Origin of the sequence: Streptomyces solicamelliae, from assembly GCF_045348655.1 — a bacterium.
Lineage (GTDB): Bacteria > Actinomycetota > Actinomycetes > Streptomycetales > Streptomycetaceae > Streptomyces > Streptomyces solicamelliae.
Genome location: NZ_CP160404.1, coordinates 4,951,192 through 4,970,426, shown reverse-complemented (window position 1 = coordinate 4,970,426; position 19,235 = coordinate 4,951,192). Strand labels below are relative to the sequence as shown.

At 71.8% G+C, this 19,235-nt stretch carries 15 protein-coding genes and 1 pseudogene; 7 read left to right on the top strand and 9 right to left on the bottom strand.

Going from position 1 to position 19,235, the window contains the following annotated elements; translation table 11 throughout:
• Positions 1–122 precede the first annotated feature (122 nt).
• From ABZO31_RS23310 to ABZO31_RS23300, 3 genes and pseudogenes are all read left to right on the top strand, one after another.
• Positions 123–1,712: pseudogene (locus tag ABZO31_RS23310) on the top strand (ATP-binding protein); the annotation flags it as partial.
• A 395-nt stretch (positions 1,713–2,107) separates the two neighbouring features.
• On the top strand, positions 2,108–2,803 hold the full coding sequence (locus ABZO31_RS23305) for a response regulator (RefSeq protein ID WP_406863209.1): 696 nt from the start codon (positions 2,108–2,110) through the stop codon (positions 2,801–2,803).
• A 179-nt stretch (positions 2,804–2,982) separates the two neighbouring features.
• Positions 2,983–3,588 carry a helix-turn-helix domain-containing protein gene (locus tag ABZO31_RS23300; protein WP_406865445.1) on the top strand — a complete coding sequence of 202 codons (606 nt, stop codon included), beginning with the start codon at positions 2,983–2,985 and terminating at the stop codon, positions 3,586–3,588.
• Between the two features lie 13 nt (positions 3,589–3,601).
• On the opposite strand, the gene ABZO31_RS23295 is transcribed toward ABZO31_RS23300, so the two are convergent.
• Both ABZO31_RS23295 and ABZO31_RS23290 read right to left on the bottom strand, forming a co-directional pair.
• Positions 3,602–4,801, bottom strand: a complete 1,200-nt coding sequence (locus ABZO31_RS23295) for a helix-turn-helix domain-containing protein (protein WP_406863208.1) — start codon at positions 4,799–4,801, stop codon at positions 3,602–3,604.
• 157 nt (positions 4,802–4,958) lie between these two features.
• The gene (locus tag ABZO31_RS23290; protein WP_406863207.1) at positions 4,959–5,984 is read right to left on the bottom strand and encodes an ATP-dependent 6-phosphofructokinase; all 1,026 of its coding nucleotides are present in this window, start codon (positions 5,982–5,984) and stop codon (positions 4,959–4,961) included.
• Positions 5,985–6,191: 207 nt separating this feature from the next.
• On the opposite strand from ABZO31_RS23290, the gene pta reads away from it, so the two are divergent.
• The 3 genes from pta to pyk all read left to right on the top strand — a co-directional run bounded on the left by pta (position 6,192) and on the right by pyk (position 10,997).
• A complete protein-coding gene (pta, locus tag ABZO31_RS23285) occupies positions 6,192–8,279 on the top strand; it encodes a phosphate acetyltransferase (RefSeq protein WP_406863206.1) in 2,088 nt (695 codons plus the stop codon).
• Positions 8,276–9,493: an acetate kinase gene (locus ABZO31_RS23280; RefSeq protein ID WP_406863204.1), complete on the top strand. Its 1,218-nt coding sequence runs from the start codon at positions 8,276–8,278 to the stop codon at positions 9,491–9,493. The genes pta and ABZO31_RS23280 overlap by 4 nt, the downstream gene beginning before the upstream one ends.
• Positions 9,494–9,566: 73 nt before the next feature.
• Positions 9,567–10,997, top strand: coding sequence for a pyruvate kinase (pyk, locus tag ABZO31_RS23275; protein ID WP_406863203.1), 1,431 nt, complete (start codon positions 9,567–9,569; stop codon positions 10,995–10,997).
• 147 nt (positions 10,998–11,144) lie between these two features.
• Here the strand turns inward: pyk and ABZO31_RS23270 are convergent, their stop codons facing one another.
• The 4 genes from ABZO31_RS23270 to ABZO31_RS23255 all read right to left on the bottom strand — a co-directional run bounded on the left by ABZO31_RS23270 (position 11,145) and on the right by ABZO31_RS23255 (position 15,320).
• Positions 11,145–12,431: a hypothetical protein gene (locus ABZO31_RS23270; protein WP_406863202.1), complete on the bottom strand. Its 1,287-nt coding sequence runs from the start codon at positions 12,429–12,431 to the stop codon at positions 11,145–11,147.
• On the bottom strand, positions 12,421–12,996 hold the full coding sequence (locus ABZO31_RS23265; RefSeq protein ID WP_406863201.1) for a DUF6114 domain-containing protein: 576 nt from the start codon (positions 12,994–12,996) through the stop codon (positions 12,421–12,423). The genes ABZO31_RS23270 and ABZO31_RS23265 overlap by 11 nt, the downstream gene beginning before the upstream one ends.
• Positions 12,997–13,113: 117 nt before the next feature.
• Positions 13,114–13,752: a DUF6230 family protein gene (locus ABZO31_RS23260; protein ID WP_406863200.1), complete on the bottom strand. Its 639-nt coding sequence runs from the start codon at positions 13,750–13,752 to the stop codon at positions 13,114–13,116.
• 596 nt (positions 13,753–14,348) lie between these two features.
• Positions 14,349–15,320 (bottom strand): tetratricopeptide repeat protein, encoded by a 972-nt coding sequence (locus tag ABZO31_RS23255; RefSeq protein ID WP_406863199.1) that lies wholly within the window; start codon positions 15,318–15,320, stop codon positions 14,349–14,351.
• A gap of 329 nt (positions 15,321–15,649) precedes the next feature.
• On the opposite strand from ABZO31_RS23255, the gene ABZO31_RS23250 reads away from it, so the two are divergent.
• Positions 15,650–16,276, top strand: coding sequence for a TetR/AcrR family transcriptional regulator (locus ABZO31_RS23250; RefSeq protein WP_406863197.1), 627 nt, complete (start codon positions 15,650–15,652; stop codon positions 16,274–16,276).
• Positions 16,277–16,349: 73 nt separating this feature from the next.
• Here the strand turns inward: ABZO31_RS23250 and ABZO31_RS23245 are convergent, their stop codons facing one another.
• The 3 genes from ABZO31_RS23245 to ABZO31_RS23235 all read right to left on the bottom strand — a co-directional run bounded on the left by ABZO31_RS23245 (position 16,350) and on the right by ABZO31_RS23235 (position 19,018).
• Complete coding sequence (locus ABZO31_RS23245) at positions 16,350–18,050, bottom strand: acyl-CoA mutase large subunit family protein (protein WP_406863196.1); 1,701 nt, start codon at positions 18,048–18,050, stop codon at positions 16,350–16,352.
• Positions 18,051–18,133: 83 nt separating this feature from the next.
• Positions 18,134–18,466, bottom strand: coding sequence for a DUF3817 domain-containing protein (locus ABZO31_RS23240; RefSeq protein ID WP_406863195.1), 333 nt, complete (start codon positions 18,464–18,466; stop codon positions 18,134–18,136).
• Positions 18,467–18,508: 42 nt separating this feature from the next.
• Entirely contained in the window at positions 18,509–19,018 is a 510-nt protein-coding gene (locus tag ABZO31_RS23235; protein WP_406863194.1) for a MarR family winged helix-turn-helix transcriptional regulator, read from the bottom strand.
• Positions 19,019–19,235: the final 217 nt, after the last annotated feature.

Here is a 19,235-nt window from a genome sequence, read left to right as displayed (position 1 = left end):
GTCCCGGTGGATCCAGGCGACTATCCATCACCCTGTGACCCAGGTCACCGTTGCGTTCCTTTCGTTCACGCATTCCGTTCGCGCATTTCCCGCGCGGTTTCCGGCCAGGCACACTGAAGCGCATGCGCATACCCGTCCCCCGGCCCCGGAGCCTCGCCGGCCAGCTCTTCGCGATGCAGGTCGTGCTGGTCGCCGCGGTCGTCGCGGGCTGCGCGGTGTTCGCGTACCTGACCGACCGGGCGCAGGCCGAGGAGACGGCGCGACGGCAGGCGACGGCCACGGCGTCCGCGGTCGCGAAGTCGCCGTCGGTGGTCGCGGCGGCGCGGTCCGCCGACCCGACGGGGCGGCTCCAGCCGTACACGGAGGCGCTGCGGAAGGACGCCGGGATCGACTTCCTGGTGGTCATGACGCCGCGGGGCACCCGCTGGACCCACCCCGAGCCGGCCGAGATCGGCCGCCGGTACCTCGGCCACATCGAGCCCGCCGTGCAGGGCCGGATGTTCTCCGAGACGTACCGGGGCACGCTCGGGCCCTCCGTGCGCACGGTCGCGCCGGTGAAGGACGCCGACGGCCGGGTCGTCGCGCTGGTCAGCGCGGGCATCACCATCGAGAAGATCACCGCGCAGGTGCAGGAGCAGGTGACGGCGCTGCTGGTGACGGCCGGCGCGGCGCTGGTGCTCGGCGGGGCCGGCACGTACGTGATCAACGCACGGCTGCGGCGGCACACGCACGGGATGAACGCGACCGAGCTGAGCCGGATGCACGACTACCACGAGGCCGCGCTGCACGCGGTGAGCGAGGGCCTGGTGATGCTGGACGGGCAGCGCAGGATCGCCCTGATCAACGACGGCGCCCGGGAGCTCCTGGGCCTGACGGACATCGACGTGGTCGGCCGCTCGGCCGCCGAGCTGGGCCTGCCCGCCTCCCTGACCGGGGCGCTGCTGTCGTCCGGGCCGCGGGTGGACGAGCTGCATCTGACGGCGGACCGGGCGCTGGTGGTCAACACCCGGCCGGTGGTGGGCGGTGAGCGCCGCGGCACGATGGCGACCCTCCGGGACCGTACGGAACTCCAGTCGCTGGCGGGCGAGTTGGACTCGGAGCGGGGCTTCACGCAGGCGCTGCGCTCCCAGGCGCACGAGGCGGCGAACCGGCTGCACACGGTGGTCTCGCTGATCGAACTGGGCCGGGCGGACGAGGCGGTGGAGTTCGCGACGGCGGAGCTGGAACTGGCGCAGGCGCTGACGGACCGGGTGGTCGACGCGGTCGCCGAGCCGGTCCTGGCAGCGCTGCTCCTCGGCAAGGCGGCGCAGGCGAACGAGTCCGGCGTGGAGCTGGTCCTCACCGCGGACAGCCGGATCGACGACGGCCTGCTGCCGGGCACGCTCCCGGCGCGGGACCTGGTGACGATCCTGGGCAACCTGATCGACAACGCGGTGGAGGCGGCGAGCGCGGAGGCCCTGGAGACCCGGGCCCGCGTCACGGTCACCGCGGCGGCCCGCGCCGGCGAGCTCCTGGTCCGGGTCGCCGACTCGGGCCCCGGCGTCCCGCCCGACCTCCACGAGGCGGTCTTCGACCGCGGCTGGTCCACCCACGGCTCGGGCCGCGGCCTCGGCCTGGCCCTGGTCCGCCAGACGGCCCACCGCCACCGCGGCACCGTCGACCTCGCCCGCGGCGAGGACGGCGGCGCGGCATTCACGGTCCGCATCCCCCTGCCGGGCACCCCGAGCACCCCGAGCACCCCGAGCACCCCGAGCACCCCGAGCACCCCGAGCACCCCGACGGAAACGGCACCCCGGCCGCCGGGGATGCGTGCGGCAGCGTTCGGGACGGCTGCGGGCCTGGCCGGGGCGCCCGCGGACCCGACGGCGGGACCGGTGCGGCGTGGCGAGGCCCCGCCGGCCCCGGCCCGGAACGCGTCCGCCGAGGGCGAGGGCGATCGGCCGGAAGGCGAGCCGCGCACCGGGGCCGGCGCCCAGGCCCGGAACGCGTCCGCCGAGGGCGCAGGCGCTCGGCCTGCGGCCGACGCTCTCGGCCGTGCCGGCGTGGCGGTCGCGCCGGGGGCGGCCCCTGCCGGGGACGTTCCCTCCTCGCGGACGGAGGGCTCGGCGTGAGTACGGCTCAGAACCGGATTCGGGTGCTGGTCGTCGAGGACGACCCCGTGGCCGCCGACGCGCATGCGCTGTATGCCGGGCGCGTGCCCGGGTTCACCGTCGTCGGGGTGGCGCATTCGCGGGCCGCGGCCGTGCGGGCGCTGGAGCGGACCGCGGTCGATCTGATCCTGCTCGACCTCTACCTGCCCGACGGGCACGGGCTGCAGCTGCTGCGGGCGCTGCGGGCCGCGGGGCACTCCGCGGACGTCATCGCCGTGACCTCCGCGCGCGACCTCGCCATCGTCCGCGAGGGCGTCTCGCTCGGCGTCGTCCAGTACGTGCTGAAGCCCTTCACCTTCGCCACCCTGCGCGACCGCCTCGCCCGGTACGCCGAGTTCCGCGCCGCCGCCGGCGAGGCGTCCGGGCAGGACGAGGTCGACCGGGCCCTCGCCACCCTCCGCACCCCGCAGCCCGCCGCCCTCCCCAAGGGCCTGAGCGCGCCGACCCTCGAAGCCGTCACCCGCAGTCTGCGCGACGCGCCCGACGGGCTGACCGCGGCCGAGGCCGGCGCCGCCGTCGGGATCTCCCGGATCACCGCCCGGCGCTACCTGGAGCACCTGGTCACCGAGGGCCGGGCCGACCGCGCCCCGCAGTACGGGCAGATCGGCCGCCCCGAGCTCCAGTACCGCTGGCTCACCGGCCGCCGCCCCTGACCGCCCGCGTCCACGCGGTTACCCGCCGGTTCCCACGTTCCTACAGCGCATGACGTTGGGTGAACACACGGTAGCCACAGGTCACCCCCCGCACCTACGGTGGCGGCGTGCAACCCCCTGTACCGTCCTCCCCGCCGTTCAACGCCCCCGCCGCCCGCCGGCTGCGCGAGGGCCTGGGCATGGCGCCGGGCCACGTCGCGTACGGCCTGCGGGCGCAGTACGGCATGGCCGTCACCCCCGAGATCGTCGTCGCCTGGGAGCGCGGGCAGCTCGCCCCCACCTCCCGCGAGCTGTCCGCGCTCGCCGGCGTGCTCTGGTGCGCCCCCGCCGACCTGCTCGCCACCGCGACCACGCTGCGCGAGCACCGGATGACGCGCGCCCTCCCGCTGGAGGACCTGGCGCGCCGGGTCGGCATGGAGCCGCACGTGTACCGGCGGATGGAGGAGTCCGGCCGCTGGCGCGGCAACGACCGCCAGACCGCGGCCCTCGCCGAGACCCTGCAGCTCGACCCGCGCGCCCTGCTCACCGCCACCGGCCGCGACGAGGAGCTGGGCCGGATGCTGCGGGACGCGGCGACGACGCGCTGGCAGGCGTACGTGAAGCCCGCCGCCAAGCTGCTGCCGCTGCCCCGCCCCGCGCTGGAGGGCGCGCTGCAGCGGCTGCACAGCGAGTACCACGCCCGGATGGCCACGACCAGCAGCTGGGGCGCGTCCGCGGGCAGCGGCGACGAGGGCCGGGCGTACCTGGAGGAGATCGTCGACCACTTCTGGGACGCGGTCGGCTGACGGGCGGCCGCCGCTACGGCCTGCGGTCGAAGCTGAACAGCTGACCCCGCCGGCCCCGCGCGTCCTCCGCGCAGGCGGCCGTCTCCAGGCGGGACCACGGCGCGCGCAGGTCCCCGGCGACCGTGACGCACAGCGCGGAGTCCCCGGGCCGGATCCGGTACCCCTGGACCGGGCTGCCGTACGGCTCCAGGCGGAAGGTCTCGGTACGGCCCGCCTCGCCGCACTCCGAGTCGTGCAGCGGGGCGGCGGCCCTGACCGTGCTCCCGGGCACCCCGGAGCAGCCGGGGCCGAACTCGGGGTGGTCGGTGACCAGCCGCCAGCGTCCGCTGTCCGCGCCGGAGAGCGGCAGCAGCTCGTACCGGGGGACGTCCGCGCCGGCGCACTCGCGCTGGTGCACCTGGCCGCTGCGCTCGCCCGTCTTCTCGCCGAGGCAGAGCCCGGACTCCATGGATCGGATCAGGACCGGCCCGGCGGCGGGCGCCACCGGCTGCTCCACCATCCGGTGCACACCGTCCCGGACGAGGGTGACCACACTGACGACGGCCAGCACGAGCCCCGCCACGGCGACGCCCCCGACGAGCAGCCGGGGTATGCGCGAGCGGTCGGGTGCGAGGGCGGGGGACGTGGGCCGGTCCGGGAGCGGGGGTTCGCCGGAAGCCGGGAGGTCGGCCCGATCGGAGGCCGAAGGCTCGGCAGAGGCCGGCAGTCCGCCGCCCGGGCGCGCGACGTCCGGACCGTCGCCATCCGGGCCCGCGCCGACCAGACCGTCGCCCACCGCCCCGTCCGCGTCCGGCGCGTCCGCATCCGCCCCGTCCGCGTCCGGCGCGTCCGCATCCGGGCCGCCCACGCGCCGCGCGCCGGCGTCGGCCGGCCCGTGCGGGCGGCCCTCGCCCGGCGCCCCGCTCGCCCGGACCTCCCGCACACCCCCCGCCGCCAGCTCCTTCCGTACCCGCAGCCACGCGTCGCGCTCGCCCGGCGGCACGCCGCAGGCGCGGACGAAGGCCGTCAGGAGTTCCTCGCGGGGCAGGCCCGCGACCCGGGCGAGCATGTTGGCGACCGTCGATCGCGGCAGGACCTCGCCGACCGCCGCCGCGCGGGCCGACAGTTCGCGGTACGTCAGGCCGGACCGGTCCTTGAGCTCGCCGAGCAGCGCCAGGAACTCGCCCGGGGTCCGCGCCCCCTGCGGATCGGGCCCCCTCACCCCCGCGGTCATCCGCCCCTCCCCTTTCCTCGTGCCTGTCCGGGACATGTCCCGGACAGGCGTAAGCCTTGTTGATGGAGCTGTTCGGCTCAAGAGTGGAAATCCGACGCAGCGGCCCCGCTCTCCACGGGGGTGACGAGCGGGGCCGCGGCGCCTGGACCGGCCGGCGTCAGAAGACGGACTCCGCCTCCTCCATCCGGTCCTCCGGCACCGTCTTCAGCTGCGTGACCGCCTCTGCGAGCGGCACCATCCGCACGTCCGTGCCGCGCAGCGCCGTCATCCGCCCGAAGTCACCGCGGTGCACCGCCTCCACCGCGTGCCAGCCGAACCGGGTGGCGAGCACCCGGTCGTACGCGGTGGGCGTGCCGCCGCGTTGGACGTGGCCGAGAATGACCGGCCGGGCCTCCTTGCCGAGGCGCTTCTCCAGTTCGACCGCGAGCCGGTTGCCGATGCCCTGGAAGCGCTCGTGCCCGTACTGGTCGATCTCCCCCTTCTTGTAGTCCATGGTGCCGTCGGCCGGGTGCGCGCCCTCGGCGACGCAGATCACCGCGAACTTCTTGCCGCGTGAGAAGCGCTCCTCGACCATCTTGACCAGGTCCGCCGGGTCGAACGGCCGCTCGGGCAGGCAGATGCCGTGCGCGCCGCCCGCCATGCCGGACTCCAGGGCGATCCATCCGGCGTGGCGGCCCATCACCTCGACGACCATCACCCGCTGGTGGGACTCGGCGGTGGTCTTGAGCCGGTCCATCGCCTCGGTGGCGACGGTGACGGCGGTGTCGAAGCCGAAGGTGCGGTCGGTGGACGAGATGTCGTTGTCGATGGTCTTGGGCACGCCGACGACCGGCATTCCCGCGTCGGAGAGCATCCGGGCCGCGGTCAGCGTGCCCTCGCCGCCGATCGGGACGAGCGCGTCGAGCCCGTACTCGCGCTGCAGCGCGACACAGTTCTCGGCGGCCTCGCTGAGCCGGGCGCGCTCCATGCGGGCGGAGCCGAGGATGGTGCCGCCGCGGGCGAGGATGCCGCTGACCGCGTTGAGGTCGAGCGGGCGGTAGTGGCCGTCGAGGAGGCCCTTGAACCCGTCCTCGAAGCCGATGACTTCGTCGTCGTATCCGGTGGTCGCCCGGTGCACGACCGAGCGGATCACGGCGTTCAGCCCGGGGCAGTCGCCGCCTGCGGTGAGAACTCCGATGCGCATCGTGCGTCGTCTCCTGCTCCGTTCGGGGCCTGACGGACCCGCGTTCTGTCCGATTGATCCGCTTCCGATTCTCACATGGTCGGACCGCGCGTCGCGTCTCCTGCTACTCCGCGCCTCTATCCACGGCCGGGGGTATTGTCAAGAGGGCATTGCCACTCTTACGTGTGTTTCTGGACCGTACGAGGACGAGGACGAGGAGACGACGGCGTGACGCGCAGCGTGTACGTGACCGGAATCGACCGGGGGGACGGCCGGCAGGTCGTCGAGCTGGGCGTCATGGAGCTGCTGACCCGGCAGGTGGACCGGGTGGGGGTGTTCCGTCCGCTGGTGCACCACCGTCCCGACCGGCTCTTCGACCTGCTGCGCGCCCGCTACCGGCTGACCCAGGACCCGGGGTCGGTGTACGGCATGGACTACCACGAGGCGTCGGCGCTGCAGGCCGAGCGGGGCACCGACGAACTGGTGTCGACGCTCGTGGACAAGTACCTCGCGGTGGCCCGGGAGTACGAGGTCGTGCTCGTCCTCGGCACCGACTTCGCCGACACCCAACTCCCGGACGAGCTGGCCCTGAACGCCCGGCTCGCCAACGAGTTCGGCGCGTCGGTGATCCCGGTGGTCGGCGGCAAGGGGCAGCCCGCCGAGTCGGTGCGGGCCGAGGCGCGCAACGCCTTCCGCGCGTACGACGGACTGGGCTGCGACGTGCTGGCGATGGTGGTCAACCGGGTCGCCGCGGAGGACCGCGAGCCGATCGCCGAGCGGCTGGCCGCCCGGCTGCCCGTCCCCTGCTACGTGCTGCCCGACGAGCCCGCCCTGTCCGCGCCGACGGTGGCGCAGATCCGGCAGGCGCTCGGCGCGGAGACGGTGCTCGGCGACGAGGCGGGCATGGCCCGCGACGCCCTGGACTTCGTGTTCGGCGGCGCGATGCTGCCGAAGTTCCTGCCCGCCCTGAAGCCCGGCTCACTGGTCGTCACCCCCGGCGACCGGGCCGACCTGGTGGTCGGCGCGCTGGCCGCGCACTCGGCCGGCACCCCGCCGATCGCGGGCGTGCTGCTGACCCTGGGCGAGCGCCCCAGCGACGAGGTACTGACGCTCGCCGCCCGGCTGGCGCCCGGCACCCCGGTCCTCTCGGTGGCCCACACCAGCTTCCCCACCGCGGCCGAACTCTTCGCCCTCGAAGGCAAGTTGAGCGCCGCGACGCCCCGCAAGGCGGAGACCGCGCTCGGCCTGTTCGAGCGGCACGTGGCCACCGCCGATCTGCTGAAGCGGCTCTCGGTGGCCCGCAGCGGCCGGGTCACGCCGATGATGTTCGAGCACGATCTGCTCGAACAGGCGCGCGCCGACCGCCGCCGGGTCGTCCTGCCGGAGGGCACGGAGGAGCGGGTGCTGCGCGCCGCGGACGTGCTGATCCGGCGCGACGTGTGCGATCTGACGCTGCTCGGCGACGTGGAGATCATCCGGAAGAAGGCCGCGGACCTGGGCGTCGACCTGTCCGTGCCGTCGGTGCAGCTGATCGACCCGCAGACCTCGGTGCTGCGCGACGCGTTCGCGGAGAAGTACGCGGCGCTGCGCGCCCACAAGGGCGTCACGGTGGAGCTGGCGTACGACGTGGTCTCGGACGTCAACTACTTCGGCACGCTGATGGTCGAGGAGGGGTTGGCCGACGGCATGGTGTCCGGCTCGGTGCACTCCACCGCCGCCACCATCCGCCCGGCCTTCGAGATCATCAAAACGAAGCCGGACGCCTCGATCGTCTCCTCCGTCTTCTTCATGTGCCTGTCCGACCGGGTGCTGGTGTACGGCGACTGCGCGGTCAACCCTGACCCGGACGCCGAGCAACTCGCGGACATCGCCGTGCAGTCGGCGGCCACCGCGGCCCGGTTCGGCGTCGAGCCGCGGATCGCGATGCTGTCGTACTCGACCGGCACCTCCGGCTCCGGCGCCGACGTCGACAAGGTGCGCGAGGCGACGAAGCTGGTCCGGGCGTCCCACCCGGAGCTGCGGATCGAGGGCCCGATCCAGTACGACGCGGCGGTCGAGCCGTCCGTCGCCGCCACCAAGCTGCCCGACTCGGAGGTGGCCGGCCGGGCGACCGTGCTGATCTTCCCGGACCTCAACACCGGCAACAACACGTACAAGGCCGTGCAGCGTTCGGCCGGGGCCGTGGCCGTCGGCCCGGTCCTGCAGGGTCTGCGCAAGCCGGTCAACGACCTGTCGCGCGGCGCGCTCGTCAGCGACATCGTCAACACCGTCGCCATCACCGCCATCCAGTCCCAGGCTCAGGAGCTCCCCGCATGACGTCCCCCACGCCGACGCGTGTCCTCGTCCTCAACTCCGGCTCGTCGTCGGTGAAGTACCAGCTGCTCGACATGGGCGACGGCGCGCGGCTCGCCGTCGGCCTGGTGGAGCGGATCGGCGAGGAGACCTCGCGGCTCGTGCACACGCCCCTGCAGGGCGGCGGCGGGGAGAAGCGCGAGCGGAACGGCCCGATCGCCGATCACGCGGCGGCGCTGAAGGCGGTCGCCGGGGAGCTGGCCGCGGACGGACTGGGCCTGGACTCCCCCGAACTGGCCGCGATCGGCCACCGGGTGGTGCACGGCGGGCTGCGGTTCACCGCGCCCACGGTGATCGACGACGAGGTGCTCGCCGAGATCGAACGGCTCGTCCCCGTGGCGCCGCTGCACAACCCGGCGAACCTGCTGGGCATCCGTACGGCGATGGCACTGCGCCCGGACCTGCCGCAGGTGGCGGTCTTCGACACGGCGTTCCACACGACGATGCCGGAGTACGCGGCGCGGTACGCGATCGACGTGGAGACGGCGGACGCGTACCGGATCCGCCGGTACGGCTTCCACGGCACCTCGCACGCGTACGTCTCGCGGACGGCGGCCGAACTGCTCGGCAGGGCGCCGGAGGAGGTCAACGTCATCGTGCTGCACCTGGGCAACGGGGCGTCGGCCTCGGCGGTGGCGGGCGGACGCTGCGTGGACACCTCGATGGGGCTGACGCCGCTGGAGGGCCTGGTGATGGGGACCAGGTCCGGTGACGTGGACCCGGCGGTGACGTTCCATCTGGAGCGGGTGGCGGGGATGTCGACGGACGAGATCGACACGCTGCTGAACAAGAAGAGCGGTCTGGTCGGGCTGTGCGGCGACAACGACATGCGGGAGATCCGGCGGCGGATCGAGGAGGGCGACGAGCGGGCGCGGCTGGCCTTCGAGATCTATGTGCACCGGCTGAAGAAGTACATCGGGGCGTACTACGCGGTACTCGGCCGGGTGGACGCGGTCGTGTTCACGGCCGGAGTGGGTGAGAACGCGGCCCCGGTGCGGGAAGCTGCGATCGCGGGTCTGGAGGAGCTGGGCCTCGCGGTGGACGACGGACTGAACGCGGTGCGGTCGGACGAGCCGCGGCTGATCTCGCCGGACTACGCGCGGGTGGCGGTGGCCGTGGTGCCGACGGACGAGGAGCTGGAGATCGCGCGACAGACCTACGCACTGGTAGTCGACTGAGCGGACCCCCGCCCATTTGTACATTCCACCAGACGGAATATTCCGCGATGAAACAAACCGATAGGATCCGCTCATGCGCCGTTCCAAAATCGTCTGTACGCTGGGCCCCGCCGTCGACTCCTACGAGCAGCTGAAAGCGCTGATCGAGGCCGGCATGAACGTGGCCCGTTTCAACATGAGCCACGGGACCCAGGCAGAGCACCAGGAGCGGTACGACCGTCTCCGCAGGGCGGCCGCGGACACCGGCCGCGCCGTGGGTGTGCTCGCCGACCTCCAGGGCCCCAAGATCCGTCTGGAGACCTTCGCCGAGGGACCGGTCGAACTGGTCCGCGGTGACGAGTTCACCATCACCACCGAGGACGTCCCCGGCGACAAGTCCATCTGCGGCACCACGTACAAGGGGCTGCCGGGCGACGTCTCCAAGGGCGACCAGGTCCTGATCAACGACGGCAACGTCGAACTGCGGGTCGTCGAGGTCGACGGGCCCCGGGTGAAGACCGTCGTCATCGAGGGCGGGGTCATCTCCGACCACAAGGGCATCAACCTGCCCGGCGCGGCGGTCAACGTCCCGGCCCTGTCCGAGAAGGACGTCGAGGACCTCCGCTTCGCGCTCCGCATGGGCTGCGACATGGTCGCGCTCTCCTTCGTCCGGGACGCCGAGGACGTCAAGGACGTCCACAAGGTGATGGACGACGAGGGCCGCCGGGTCCCGGTCATCGCCAAGGTGGAGAAGCCGCAGGCCGTCGAGAACATGGCGGACGTCGTCGCCGCCTTCGACGCGGTCATGGTCGCCCGCGGCGACCTGGCGGTGGAGTACCCGCTGGAGAAGGTCCCGATGGTGCAGAAGCGCCTCGTCGAGATGTGCCGCCGCAACGCCAAGCCGGTCATCGTCGCCACCCAGATGATGGAGTCGATGATCACCAACTCCCGTCCGACCCGCGCCGAGGCGAGCGACGTCGCCAACGCGATCCTGGACGGGGCGGACGCGGTCATGCTGTCCGCCGAGTCCTCGGTGGGCGCCTACCCGATCGAGACCGTGAAGACGATGTCGAAGATCGTCGCCGCGGCCGAGGAGGAGCTGCTCTCCAAGGGCCTGCAGCCGCTCGTGCCGGGCAAGAAGCCGCGTACCCAGGGCGGCTCCGTCGCCCGCGCGGCCTGCGAGATCGCCGACTTCCTCGACGGCAAGGCCCTGATCGCCTTCACCAAGTCCGGCGACACCGCCCGCCGGCTGTCCCGCTATCGCACCGTCCAGCCGATCCTGGCCTTCACCACGGACGAGTCCACCCGCAACCAGCTCACCCTGAGCTGGGGCGTGGAGTCCTTCCTCGCGCCGTTCGTGGAGACCACCGACGCCATGGTCGAGCTCGTCGACGCCGCGCTGCTGAAGCTGCAGCGGTACAACGAGGGCGACACCATGGTCATCACCGCCGGCTCGCCCCCCGGCGTCCCCGGCACCACCAACATGGTCCGGGTGCACCACCTGGGCGGCGGTCAGCGCGACTGACGCCGTTCGAGGAGATGACGAAGGCCCCGTCCGGATCGGACGGGGCCTTCGTTGAATTGGAGGTGCCGGCGCGAAGCGCCGTCGTTGAGGGGCGGTGGTCGGGTGGCGGGCGGGATCCCGGATGGGTCTGTGCGGCCGCCTGTCGGGTCAGCTCGGCTCGATGGTGTTGCGCAGGCCGGGCACGGTGAGCGTGCCGCCGAACTGGCCCGCCTGGATGACCTCCACGTTCGTGAACATCGCGAACGGGACGTCCAGCGGCGGCGGGGTCTGCGGGTTGAACGTGATCGGGATCAGACCGAAGAGGTTGCCCTTCAGCTGCTCCGTGTACATCGTCACGGTGCCGTTCCGCATGGTCGACGTCGAGCCCTTGTCGGAGCGGACGTGACCGGTCAGGCCGTCGGAGTGGACGGTCTTCTGGTGCAGGTCCTTGATGTCCACGCCGTCGCTGGCGGTGAACTTCAGCACCTTCTTGATCTTGCCGCTGCCGGTCTTCACCTCGACGATGCCGTGGTACTTCAGGCCCTTGAGCGTGAGCATCGAGCTGTTGAGGATCCACGGCTCGTCCGGCAGGAGCGCCATGCCCTCCTCCAGGTCCGCCGCCGCGAGCGCCTCGGGATCGGGCGTCGGGCAGGGGAACCGGGGCTTGGCATCGTCCGGTATGTCCGTGTCCTTCGTGGCGTCCAGGCCCTTGGCGTCGTCGCCGAGCTCCTTGACGGTGGCGCCGGCCTTGTCGGCGGCGTCCCTGATGGCGTCCTTGGTGCGGTCGCTCGGGTCGTCCGGGGTCGGCTCGGCGGTCGGCTTCGCCGTGGGCTCCGCGGTCGGCTCCTTGGTCGGCTCCGCGGTGGGCTTCGTGGTCGGCTCCGTGGACGCGGTCGGCGTCGGGGTGGCCGTGGGCTCGTCCGGCCCGTCGAAGAGGTCCTTGATCGCATCGCCGACACCCAGCGGGTCCAGCGGGTTGACCGTCTTCGTCGGGGTCGGCGTCGGGGTCGGCGTGGGCGTGGCGGACGGCTTCGCGGCGTCCGTGGTGGCCTTCTGCGCGGTGTCGGCGCTCGCGGACGGGCTGGCGCCCGGTGCGGGCTCCTCGGCCTCGCCGCCGCCGGTCCCGCCGTCCTTGTCGGGCGAGGTACTCGCGCCCGGCTCCGGCGACTTCGTGGCCTCGGGGCTCTTGGACTCCTCCTCGACCGGCTCGTCCGAGCGGGTCACGCACGGGCCGGGAGCGAAGGGGATGTCCTTCTCGTCGGCCAGCGCCAGCTTGGGCGTCAGGCCCATGCCCACGAGGACCGCGGTCGGCATGGCGGCCAGGGCCATCGCCTTGCCGGCGGGCACCTGGAGCTTGGTCAGCAGCGACTTCCGCGGAGCCGCGTGACGCGGCCCCTTTCTTGCCAGAGTGGCGTCGCCTCCAGCCGTCGCCGACTGTGATTCGTCACCCCGCACTGTTCCTCCCGCCGTTGGCGTCGATCGTGGTCTCGGTCGCGTGCTCGTTCGGGGCCTGCTCCTGGCCTGCGCGCTGCTCGGGCACTCCGAGCGGCTTGATCATGGTGACCTCGGCCACCGGGGCCGGCTCGGCCGCCGGCACGGGGTCGGCGTCCTTGCCCGCCTCGTCCGCCGGGGCGCCGGGGGCCCAGGCGGCGGACAGGCCGCCGCCGACCAGAGCGCAGATCAGTCCGATACCGAAGCCGCCGAGGTTGGCGACCGGGATGGACACGAGCGCCAGCACGATGGCGGCGATGCCCGCGAACACCCGGACGGCGGACTGGAACCACATCGTCAGGCCGAGGGTGATCAGCAGGACGCCGATGATCAGCGAGCCGGCGCCGGCCGTGGTGGCCATGGCGATCGTCATGTTGCCGAGTCGCATGTCCGCGTACGGCAGGTAGGCGATCGGCAGACCGCCGATCATGGTGAACAGACCGCCCCAGAAAGGCCGGTTGCCTCGCCACGCCCGGAAGCGCAGCCGCCAGTAGGTGAATCCGCGGGAACCAATGGACTCGGCGCTCATGGAAAACAGCTCCCTGGAAGCGGTGTTGCTGAGAAGAGTGGAGACGTGCCGCGCGAGGGCGGCGGATCCGGCAGCGGGCGGGGTCGTCTGCACAACCCCGCCCGCGCCGGCCGAGTACTACTCGGTGAAGCACTCCTTGGTGCCCTTGTGCAGCTTCAGGCTGAGGTCCGGGAGCTTGAAGGTGCCGGCGGTGGTCGCCCACGCCTTCTGCTCCACGTTCGACAGCTTGGCCGTCTTGGCGCGCTGCGAGAAGCCGTACGGGTTGGCCTGGGTGCCCGGCTGAATGCCCGGGTCCTTCAGCTGGCCCGCGGCCACGCCGATGTCGATGTTGCCGAACTCGGCGTCCGCCTTCAGCGAGGAGACATCGAGGTAGATGTCCTTCGCGTAGACCGGCTTGTCCTTGTTCGTACCGGCGCGCAGCTCCAGCGAGACGTTGCCGATGAACGGAACGTTCGGGGTCACCACGGACTGGCACATGTTGGAGATATACGCCTCGGAGAAGCCCGAGACGCCGACCGGCTCCGCGAAGGCCTTGCCCTCGAGGTCCTTGCCGCTGGCGACGCTGCCGTACTGGACGAAGTCCTTACCGACAAGGCTGTCGGCCTTAACCTTGAACTCCTGGCCGGAGATGCTGAAGGACGCGGCGAGCGCGCCCTGGGCCAGGCCGACACCGATCGCGGCCGTCGCAGCCACACTCGGCACCATGACAACGGCGAACCGCTTCCATCTGGTCCCGCCACGAACCTGGGACTTCATGAGAATTCCTCCTTCTCGGACGTACATCTCCGGATGGGCCCCGGGCCCGTCCTGGGATGGGAGAAGTGCTACGTCCTCGGGAAGGAGAGCGCCGTAACTTCAGGCGCGACGCGCGTCCGAATCACCGGCGATCACCCCCGAGCGACAACCACTGGCCACGCCTTGCGCGCAACCTGCTGGACAGGCCCTGCCGGCAAGAGCAGGAACCCCCCTGTCCAGGACCGGCGGCACGGCCGTCGGCCCGCTCGGTGGGGACCCTCGCCGCGCTCCCGGTTGGGTGCCGGGCTGTGTGGAGAGGACCGAGCGTGGCCGATCGTGGTCCATTACGGCGCGGGGCACAAGGGGGTTCGTTACTCGCTAGTAACGGCTGGATAACCACGCCACGACAGGACGCCGTCGAGCGGGTACACAGGGTGCAGTCAAGTCACCCGACAAAGGAGGGGAACTGCGGAACAATCCGGACAGAAATCGGGGTTCGATTTACTACGAGTAACAGCGGCCGCGATTACCAAGTTTTGGTAAAGCGCGGCCGCATCAGGTCACTCTGTCGCCAAATCGACGGGGCCCGAAGGCCCCGATCGACGGTGCACTTCGGCTCAGAACAGCACCCGGGCGAGCGCCTGCCGGGCCGCCGTCACCCGCGGATCCTCGGCGCCGATGACCTCGAAGAGTTCGAGCAGGCGCAGCCGGGCCGCCTCCCGGTCCTCGCCGGCGGTGACGCGCACGGCGTCCACCAGACGCCCGAAGGCGTCCTGCACATGACCGCCCACCAGATCGAGGTCGGCGGCGGCGATCTGCGCGGTCACGTCCTGGGGGTTGTCCGCGGCGTTCTTGCGGACCTGCTGAGGGTCCATCCCCTGCACCCGGGCGAGCAGTTCGGCCTGCGCGAGGCCCAGCTTGGCCTCCGGGTTGCCCGGGTCGTCGGCCAGCACGTTCTTGTACGCCTGGATCGCCCCGCCCAGGTCGCCGGAGTCCAGCGCGGAGACGGCGGCCGAGAGCAGCGCGTCGTACGGACCGGCCGGAACCGCGGCGAAGTCGCCCTCGTCGTCACCGGCCTCCGCGCCCACGACGAGCCCGGTCAGACCGAAGCGCTCCTCGCCGACCTGGATCAACTGGTCGAGGGTGGCGCGGATCTGCGCCTCGGGGGCGGCGCCCTGGAAGAGCGGCAGCGCCTGACCGGCGACCACCGCGAAAACGGCCGGAATTCCCTGGATGCCGAACTGCTGCATCAGCATCTGGTTGGCGTCGACGTCCACCTTGGCGAGGACGAAGCGCCCGTTGTATTCGATCGCGAGGCGCTCGAGCAGAGGGCCGAGCTGCTTGCAGGGCTCGCACCACTCGGCCCAGAAGTCGATGACGACCGGGACCTCGGCGGAGCGCTGCAGGACGTCACGCTCGAAGCCCGCCTCGTCGACGTCGATCACCAGCGCGGAGGGGGCGACGGCTCCACCGCCGCCGCTGCGGGCCGCCTCGGCCCGCGCCTGCTCCGCCTTGGCCTTGGCCTCCCCGGCCGCCTTCACCGCGGCGAGGTCGACGACGCCGTTCATGGACATGTTCCTAGGCTGCATGGGTACATCCTCCCCCTTCCGCGCGCGTAACCGGAAAGCCATGGCCGAACCGTGCCGCCCGCAAGCCCCCCGCCGGTTGCGGGGCGTACGGACGTGCCCGGTTCGGTATGCCGTTCAGTTGTGCCGTTCCATCGTGCTCACCGGGTCCCCACCCGGTGTCGTGGTTGTCGCGGAGGCCGCTCAGACCTTTCGCTACGGGTCGTAGCGTAACTGCATCGGGAGGCTCGTGGACAGGAGTTCCGCGTGAACTGCCTCACGTGCGTCCACGTGAACCGGCTCACGTGGCACGACAGGCGCCGGTGAACCTACTGGCGGGTATGGTCGCCTCCATGTGTCGCCGCACCACCCCACGCAGCCGTACCGGACGCCCCCGCTCCGCCGAGGCCGATCTCGCGATCCTCGACGCCACCCGGGCGGCGCTGGTCGAGCTGGGCTGGTCCAAGCTCACCATGGGCGACGTGGCGACCCGGGCCGGCGTCGCCAAGACCACCCTGTACCGGCGCTGGGCCAACAAGAACGAACTCGTCGTCGACGCCGTCGCCGTCCTCTTCGATGAACTCGAACTGCCCGACCTGGGTTCCCTGCAGGCCGATATCGAGAACGTGGTGTTCCAGTTCGCCGCCCTCCTGGAGCGGCCGGAGACCAAGACCGCGCTGATGGCGGTGGTCGCCGAGTCCACCCGCGACGAGCCGCTGCGCGAGCGCATCCGCACCTCGATCGTGGACCGCCAGAAGCGGCTGGTCCTGGAGGGCCGCCAGCGCGCCCAGCAGCGCGGCGAGCTGCCCGCCGACCGCGAGCCGGCCGCGGTCGAGGCCACCGACGCGCTGATCTTCGACGTGGTGGCGGGCGCGGTGGTGCACCGGGCGCTGGTGAGTGCGGAGCCGGTGGACGGGGACTGGGTGAAGCGGCTCTCGGCCCTGCTGCTCGGCGGACTGAGCGCGGCGGCGGAGCGGTGACTCCGGCACGGACGAAGACGGAAGGGGCGGTACGGGCCGGTGGCCCGTACCGCCCCTTCGCGCATTCCCGGTTCTAGAAGCCCGGGGGCTCGGTGTAGACGCCCCACTCGTCTCGCAGCACGCCGCAGATCTCGCCGAGCGTGGCCTCGGCGCGGACCGCGTCCAGCATCGGGGCGATCATGTTGGAGCCGTCGCGCGCGGCCGCCAGCATCGCGTCGAGCGCGGCGCGCACCTTGGCGTCGTCACGGCGCTCCTTGCGCTCGCCGAGGACGCGGACCTGCTCCCACTCGACCTCGTGGCTGACCCGCAGGATCTCCAGGTCGCCGGTGACCGAGCCGTGATGCACGTTGACGCCGACGACGCGCTTGTCGCCCTTCTCCAGGGACTGCTGGTACTGGAAGGCGGACTCGGCGATCTCGCCGGTGAACCAGCCGTCCTCGATGCCGCGCAGGATGCCGGAGGTGATCGGACCGATCGGGTGCCGGCCGTCCGGGTGCGCCCGGCGGCCTCGCTCCTTGATCTGGTCGAAGATCTTCTCGGCGTCGGCCTCGATGCGGTCGGTGAGCTGCTCCACGTACCAGGAACCGCCCAGCGGGTCCGCGACGTTGGCGACGCCGGTCTCCTCCATCAGCACCTGCTGGGTGCGCAGGGCGATCTCGGCGGCCTGCTCGCTGGGCAGCGCCAGGGTCTCGTCGAGGGCGTTGGTGTGGAGGGAGTTGGTCCCGCCGAGGACGGCGGACAGGGCCTCCACGGCCGTGCGCACGACGTTGTTGTACGGCTGCTGGGCGGTGAGCGAGACACCGGCGGTCTGGGTGTGGAAGCGCAGCCACTGGGCCTTGTCGGTCTTCGCCCCGTACACGTCGCGCATCCAGCGCGCCCAGATGCGGCGGGCGGCGCGGAACTTGGCGATCTCCTCGAAGAAGTCGAGGTGCGCGTCGAAGAAGAACGACAGACCCGGCGCGAACACGTCGACGTCGAGCCCGCGGGACAGGCCCAGCTCCACGTACCCGAAGCCGTCGGCGAGGGTGTACGCGAGCTCCTGCGCGGCCGTGGCTCCGGCCTCGCGGATGTGGTACCCGGACACGGAGAGCGGCTTGTAGGCGGGGATGCCGGCGGCGCAGTGCTCCATCAGGTCGCCGATGAGGCGCAGGTGCGGCTCGGGCTGGAAGAGCCACTCCTTCTGCGCGATGTACTCCTTGAAGATGTCCGTCTGCAGGGTGCCGTTGAGCACGGCGGGATCGACGCCCTGCCGCTCGGCGGCGACGAGGTACATGCAGAAGGCGGGGACGGCGGGCCCGGAGATCGTCATGGAGGTGGTGACGTCCCCGAGCGGGATGTCCTTGAAGAGCACCTCCATGTCGGCCGCGGAGTCGATGGCGACACCGCAGTGGCCGACCTCGCCGAGGGAGCGCGGGTCGTCGGAGTCGCGGCCCATGAGGGTGGGCATGTCGAAGGCGACCGAGAGCCCGCCGCCGCCGGCGGCCAGGATCATCTTGTACCGCTCGTTGGTCTGCTCGGCGTTGCCGAAGCCGGCGAACTGGCGGATGGTCCAGGTGCGGCCGCGGTAGCCGGTGGGGTGCAGACCGCGGGTGAACGGGTACTCGCCCGGCCAGCCGATCCGCTCGAACCCCTCGTACGTGTCGCCGGGCCGGGGCCCGTAGACCGGCTCGACCGGGTCCCCGGAGAGCGTGGTGAAGTCCGCGTCTCGCTTGCGGGCCTTGTCATAACGGGCCTGCCAGCGTCGGCGGCCTTCCTCGATGGCGTCAGCGTCCATGCTTCGAATTTACTAGGACGTCCTAGTAAATGTCGATGGCAAACCCCCGCGCGGATCCGCACGGGGGTTCGAGCCGAGGGGTCTCAGGCCTTGGCGGGAGCCGGCTCCACGCCGCTGACCAGCGGAAGCGTGTCCCGGACGACCTTGCGCTCGACGAAGAAGGCGGCGAACGGAATGGTTCCGGACAGCAGCACCCACAGGAGCCGGCCGAAGGACCACTTGGCCTTGGACCCCAGATCGAACGCGAAGATCAGGTAGATGATGTACAGCACACCGTGGGCCTGGGAGACCATGAAGGTCACGTCCTCGCCCGTGTCGAAGCCGTACTTGAAAATCATGCAGGTGCACAGCACAAGCAGCATGACCGCGGTCACATACGCCATGACGCGGTAGCGGGTCAGCACGCTGGATTTCATGGTCCGAGGGTAACGGCACGTACCGGACGATCTTCGCGCGGGTCAGCTTTCGTCGAAGTCGTGCGCCGCGACGCGCAGCGGCCGGAGCAGGGCGAAGATCTCCCCGCACTCCTCGGAGTCGTAGGCGCCGAGCCCGAAGTCCATCGCCATGAGGTCCCGCGTCGCCGCCTCCACGACCTCGCGCCCCTTCTCGGTGATGGAGGCGAGGGTCCCGCGCCCGTCGTTGGGATTGGGCCGCTTGGCGACGAGCCCGGACCTCACCAGCCGGTCGACGGTGTTGGTCACGGAGGTCGGATGCACCATGAGCCGCTCCCCGATCTTCGACATCGGCAGCTCACCGGCCTTCGAGAACGTGAGCAGCACCAGCGCCTCGTACCGCGCGAAGGTCAGCCCGTACGGCTTCACCACGGCGTCGACCTCGGCGAGCAGGATCTGGTGGGCACGCATGATCGACGTGATCGCGGCCATCGAGGGAACCGGCCCCCAGCGCTTCTGCCAGAGCTCGTCGGCACGGGCGATGGGGTCGAAGGGGAGACTGAGCGGCTTCGGCACGGGGATGACCTTACCGACTGGTCATATGGCGGTCAGTACCGTCTCGGCCCTCGGTACGAAGCTGGTACGTCACGATCTCCGGACACGAGGACCGGCGTGGCGGCGCGGAGGAGTCCGTGTGGTGGAGATGCGCGAGGCGCTGGAAGTGGGTGTCCTTCCCCGGCCTCATCGGGTACCACGAGACCGCCACGCTCAAGGGCGAGCGCGGGTTCCACCT

Coding starts and splice junctions, on each gene's coding strand:
- ABZO31_RS23300 (WP_406865445.1), top strand. CDS start 2,983: ATGGCGCCGGGCCACGTCGCGTACGGCCTGCGGGCGCAGTACGGCATG.
- ABZO31_RS23295 (WP_406863208.1), bottom strand. CDS start 4,801: ATGACCGCGGGGGTGAGGGGGCCCGATCCGCAGGGGGCGCGGACCCCG.
- ABZO31_RS23290 (WP_406863207.1), bottom strand. CDS start 5,984: ATGCGCATCGGAGTTCTCACCGCAGGCGGCGACTGCCCCGGGCTGAAC.
- ABZO31_RS23280 (WP_406863204.1), top strand. CDS start 8,276: ATGACGTCCCCCACGCCGACGCGTGTCCTCGTCCTCAACTCCGGCTCG.
- pyk (WP_406863203.1), top strand. CDS start 9,567: ATGCGCCGTTCCAAAATCGTCTGTACGCTGGGCCCCGCCGTCGACTCC.
- ABZO31_RS23265 (WP_406863201.1), bottom strand. CDS start 12,996: ATGAGCGCCGAGTCCATTGGTTCCCGCGGATTCACCTACTGGCGGCTG.
- ABZO31_RS23260 (WP_406863200.1), bottom strand. CDS start 13,752: ATGAAGTCCCAGGTTCGTGGCGGGACCAGATGGAAGCGGTTCGCCGTT.
- ABZO31_RS23255 (WP_406863199.1), bottom strand. CDS start 15,320: ATGCAGCCTAGGAACATGTCCATGAACGGCGTCGTCGACCTCGCCGCG.
- ABZO31_RS23250 (WP_406863197.1), top strand. CDS start 15,650: ATGTGTCGCCGCACCACCCCACGCAGCCGTACCGGACGCCCCCGCTCC.
- ABZO31_RS23245 (WP_406863196.1), bottom strand. CDS start 18,050: ATGGACGCTGACGCCATCGAGGAAGGCCGCCGACGCTGGCAGGCCCGT.
- ABZO31_RS23240 (WP_406863195.1), bottom strand. CDS start 18,466: ATGAAATCCAGCGTGCTGACCCGCTACCGCGTCATGGCGTATGTGACC.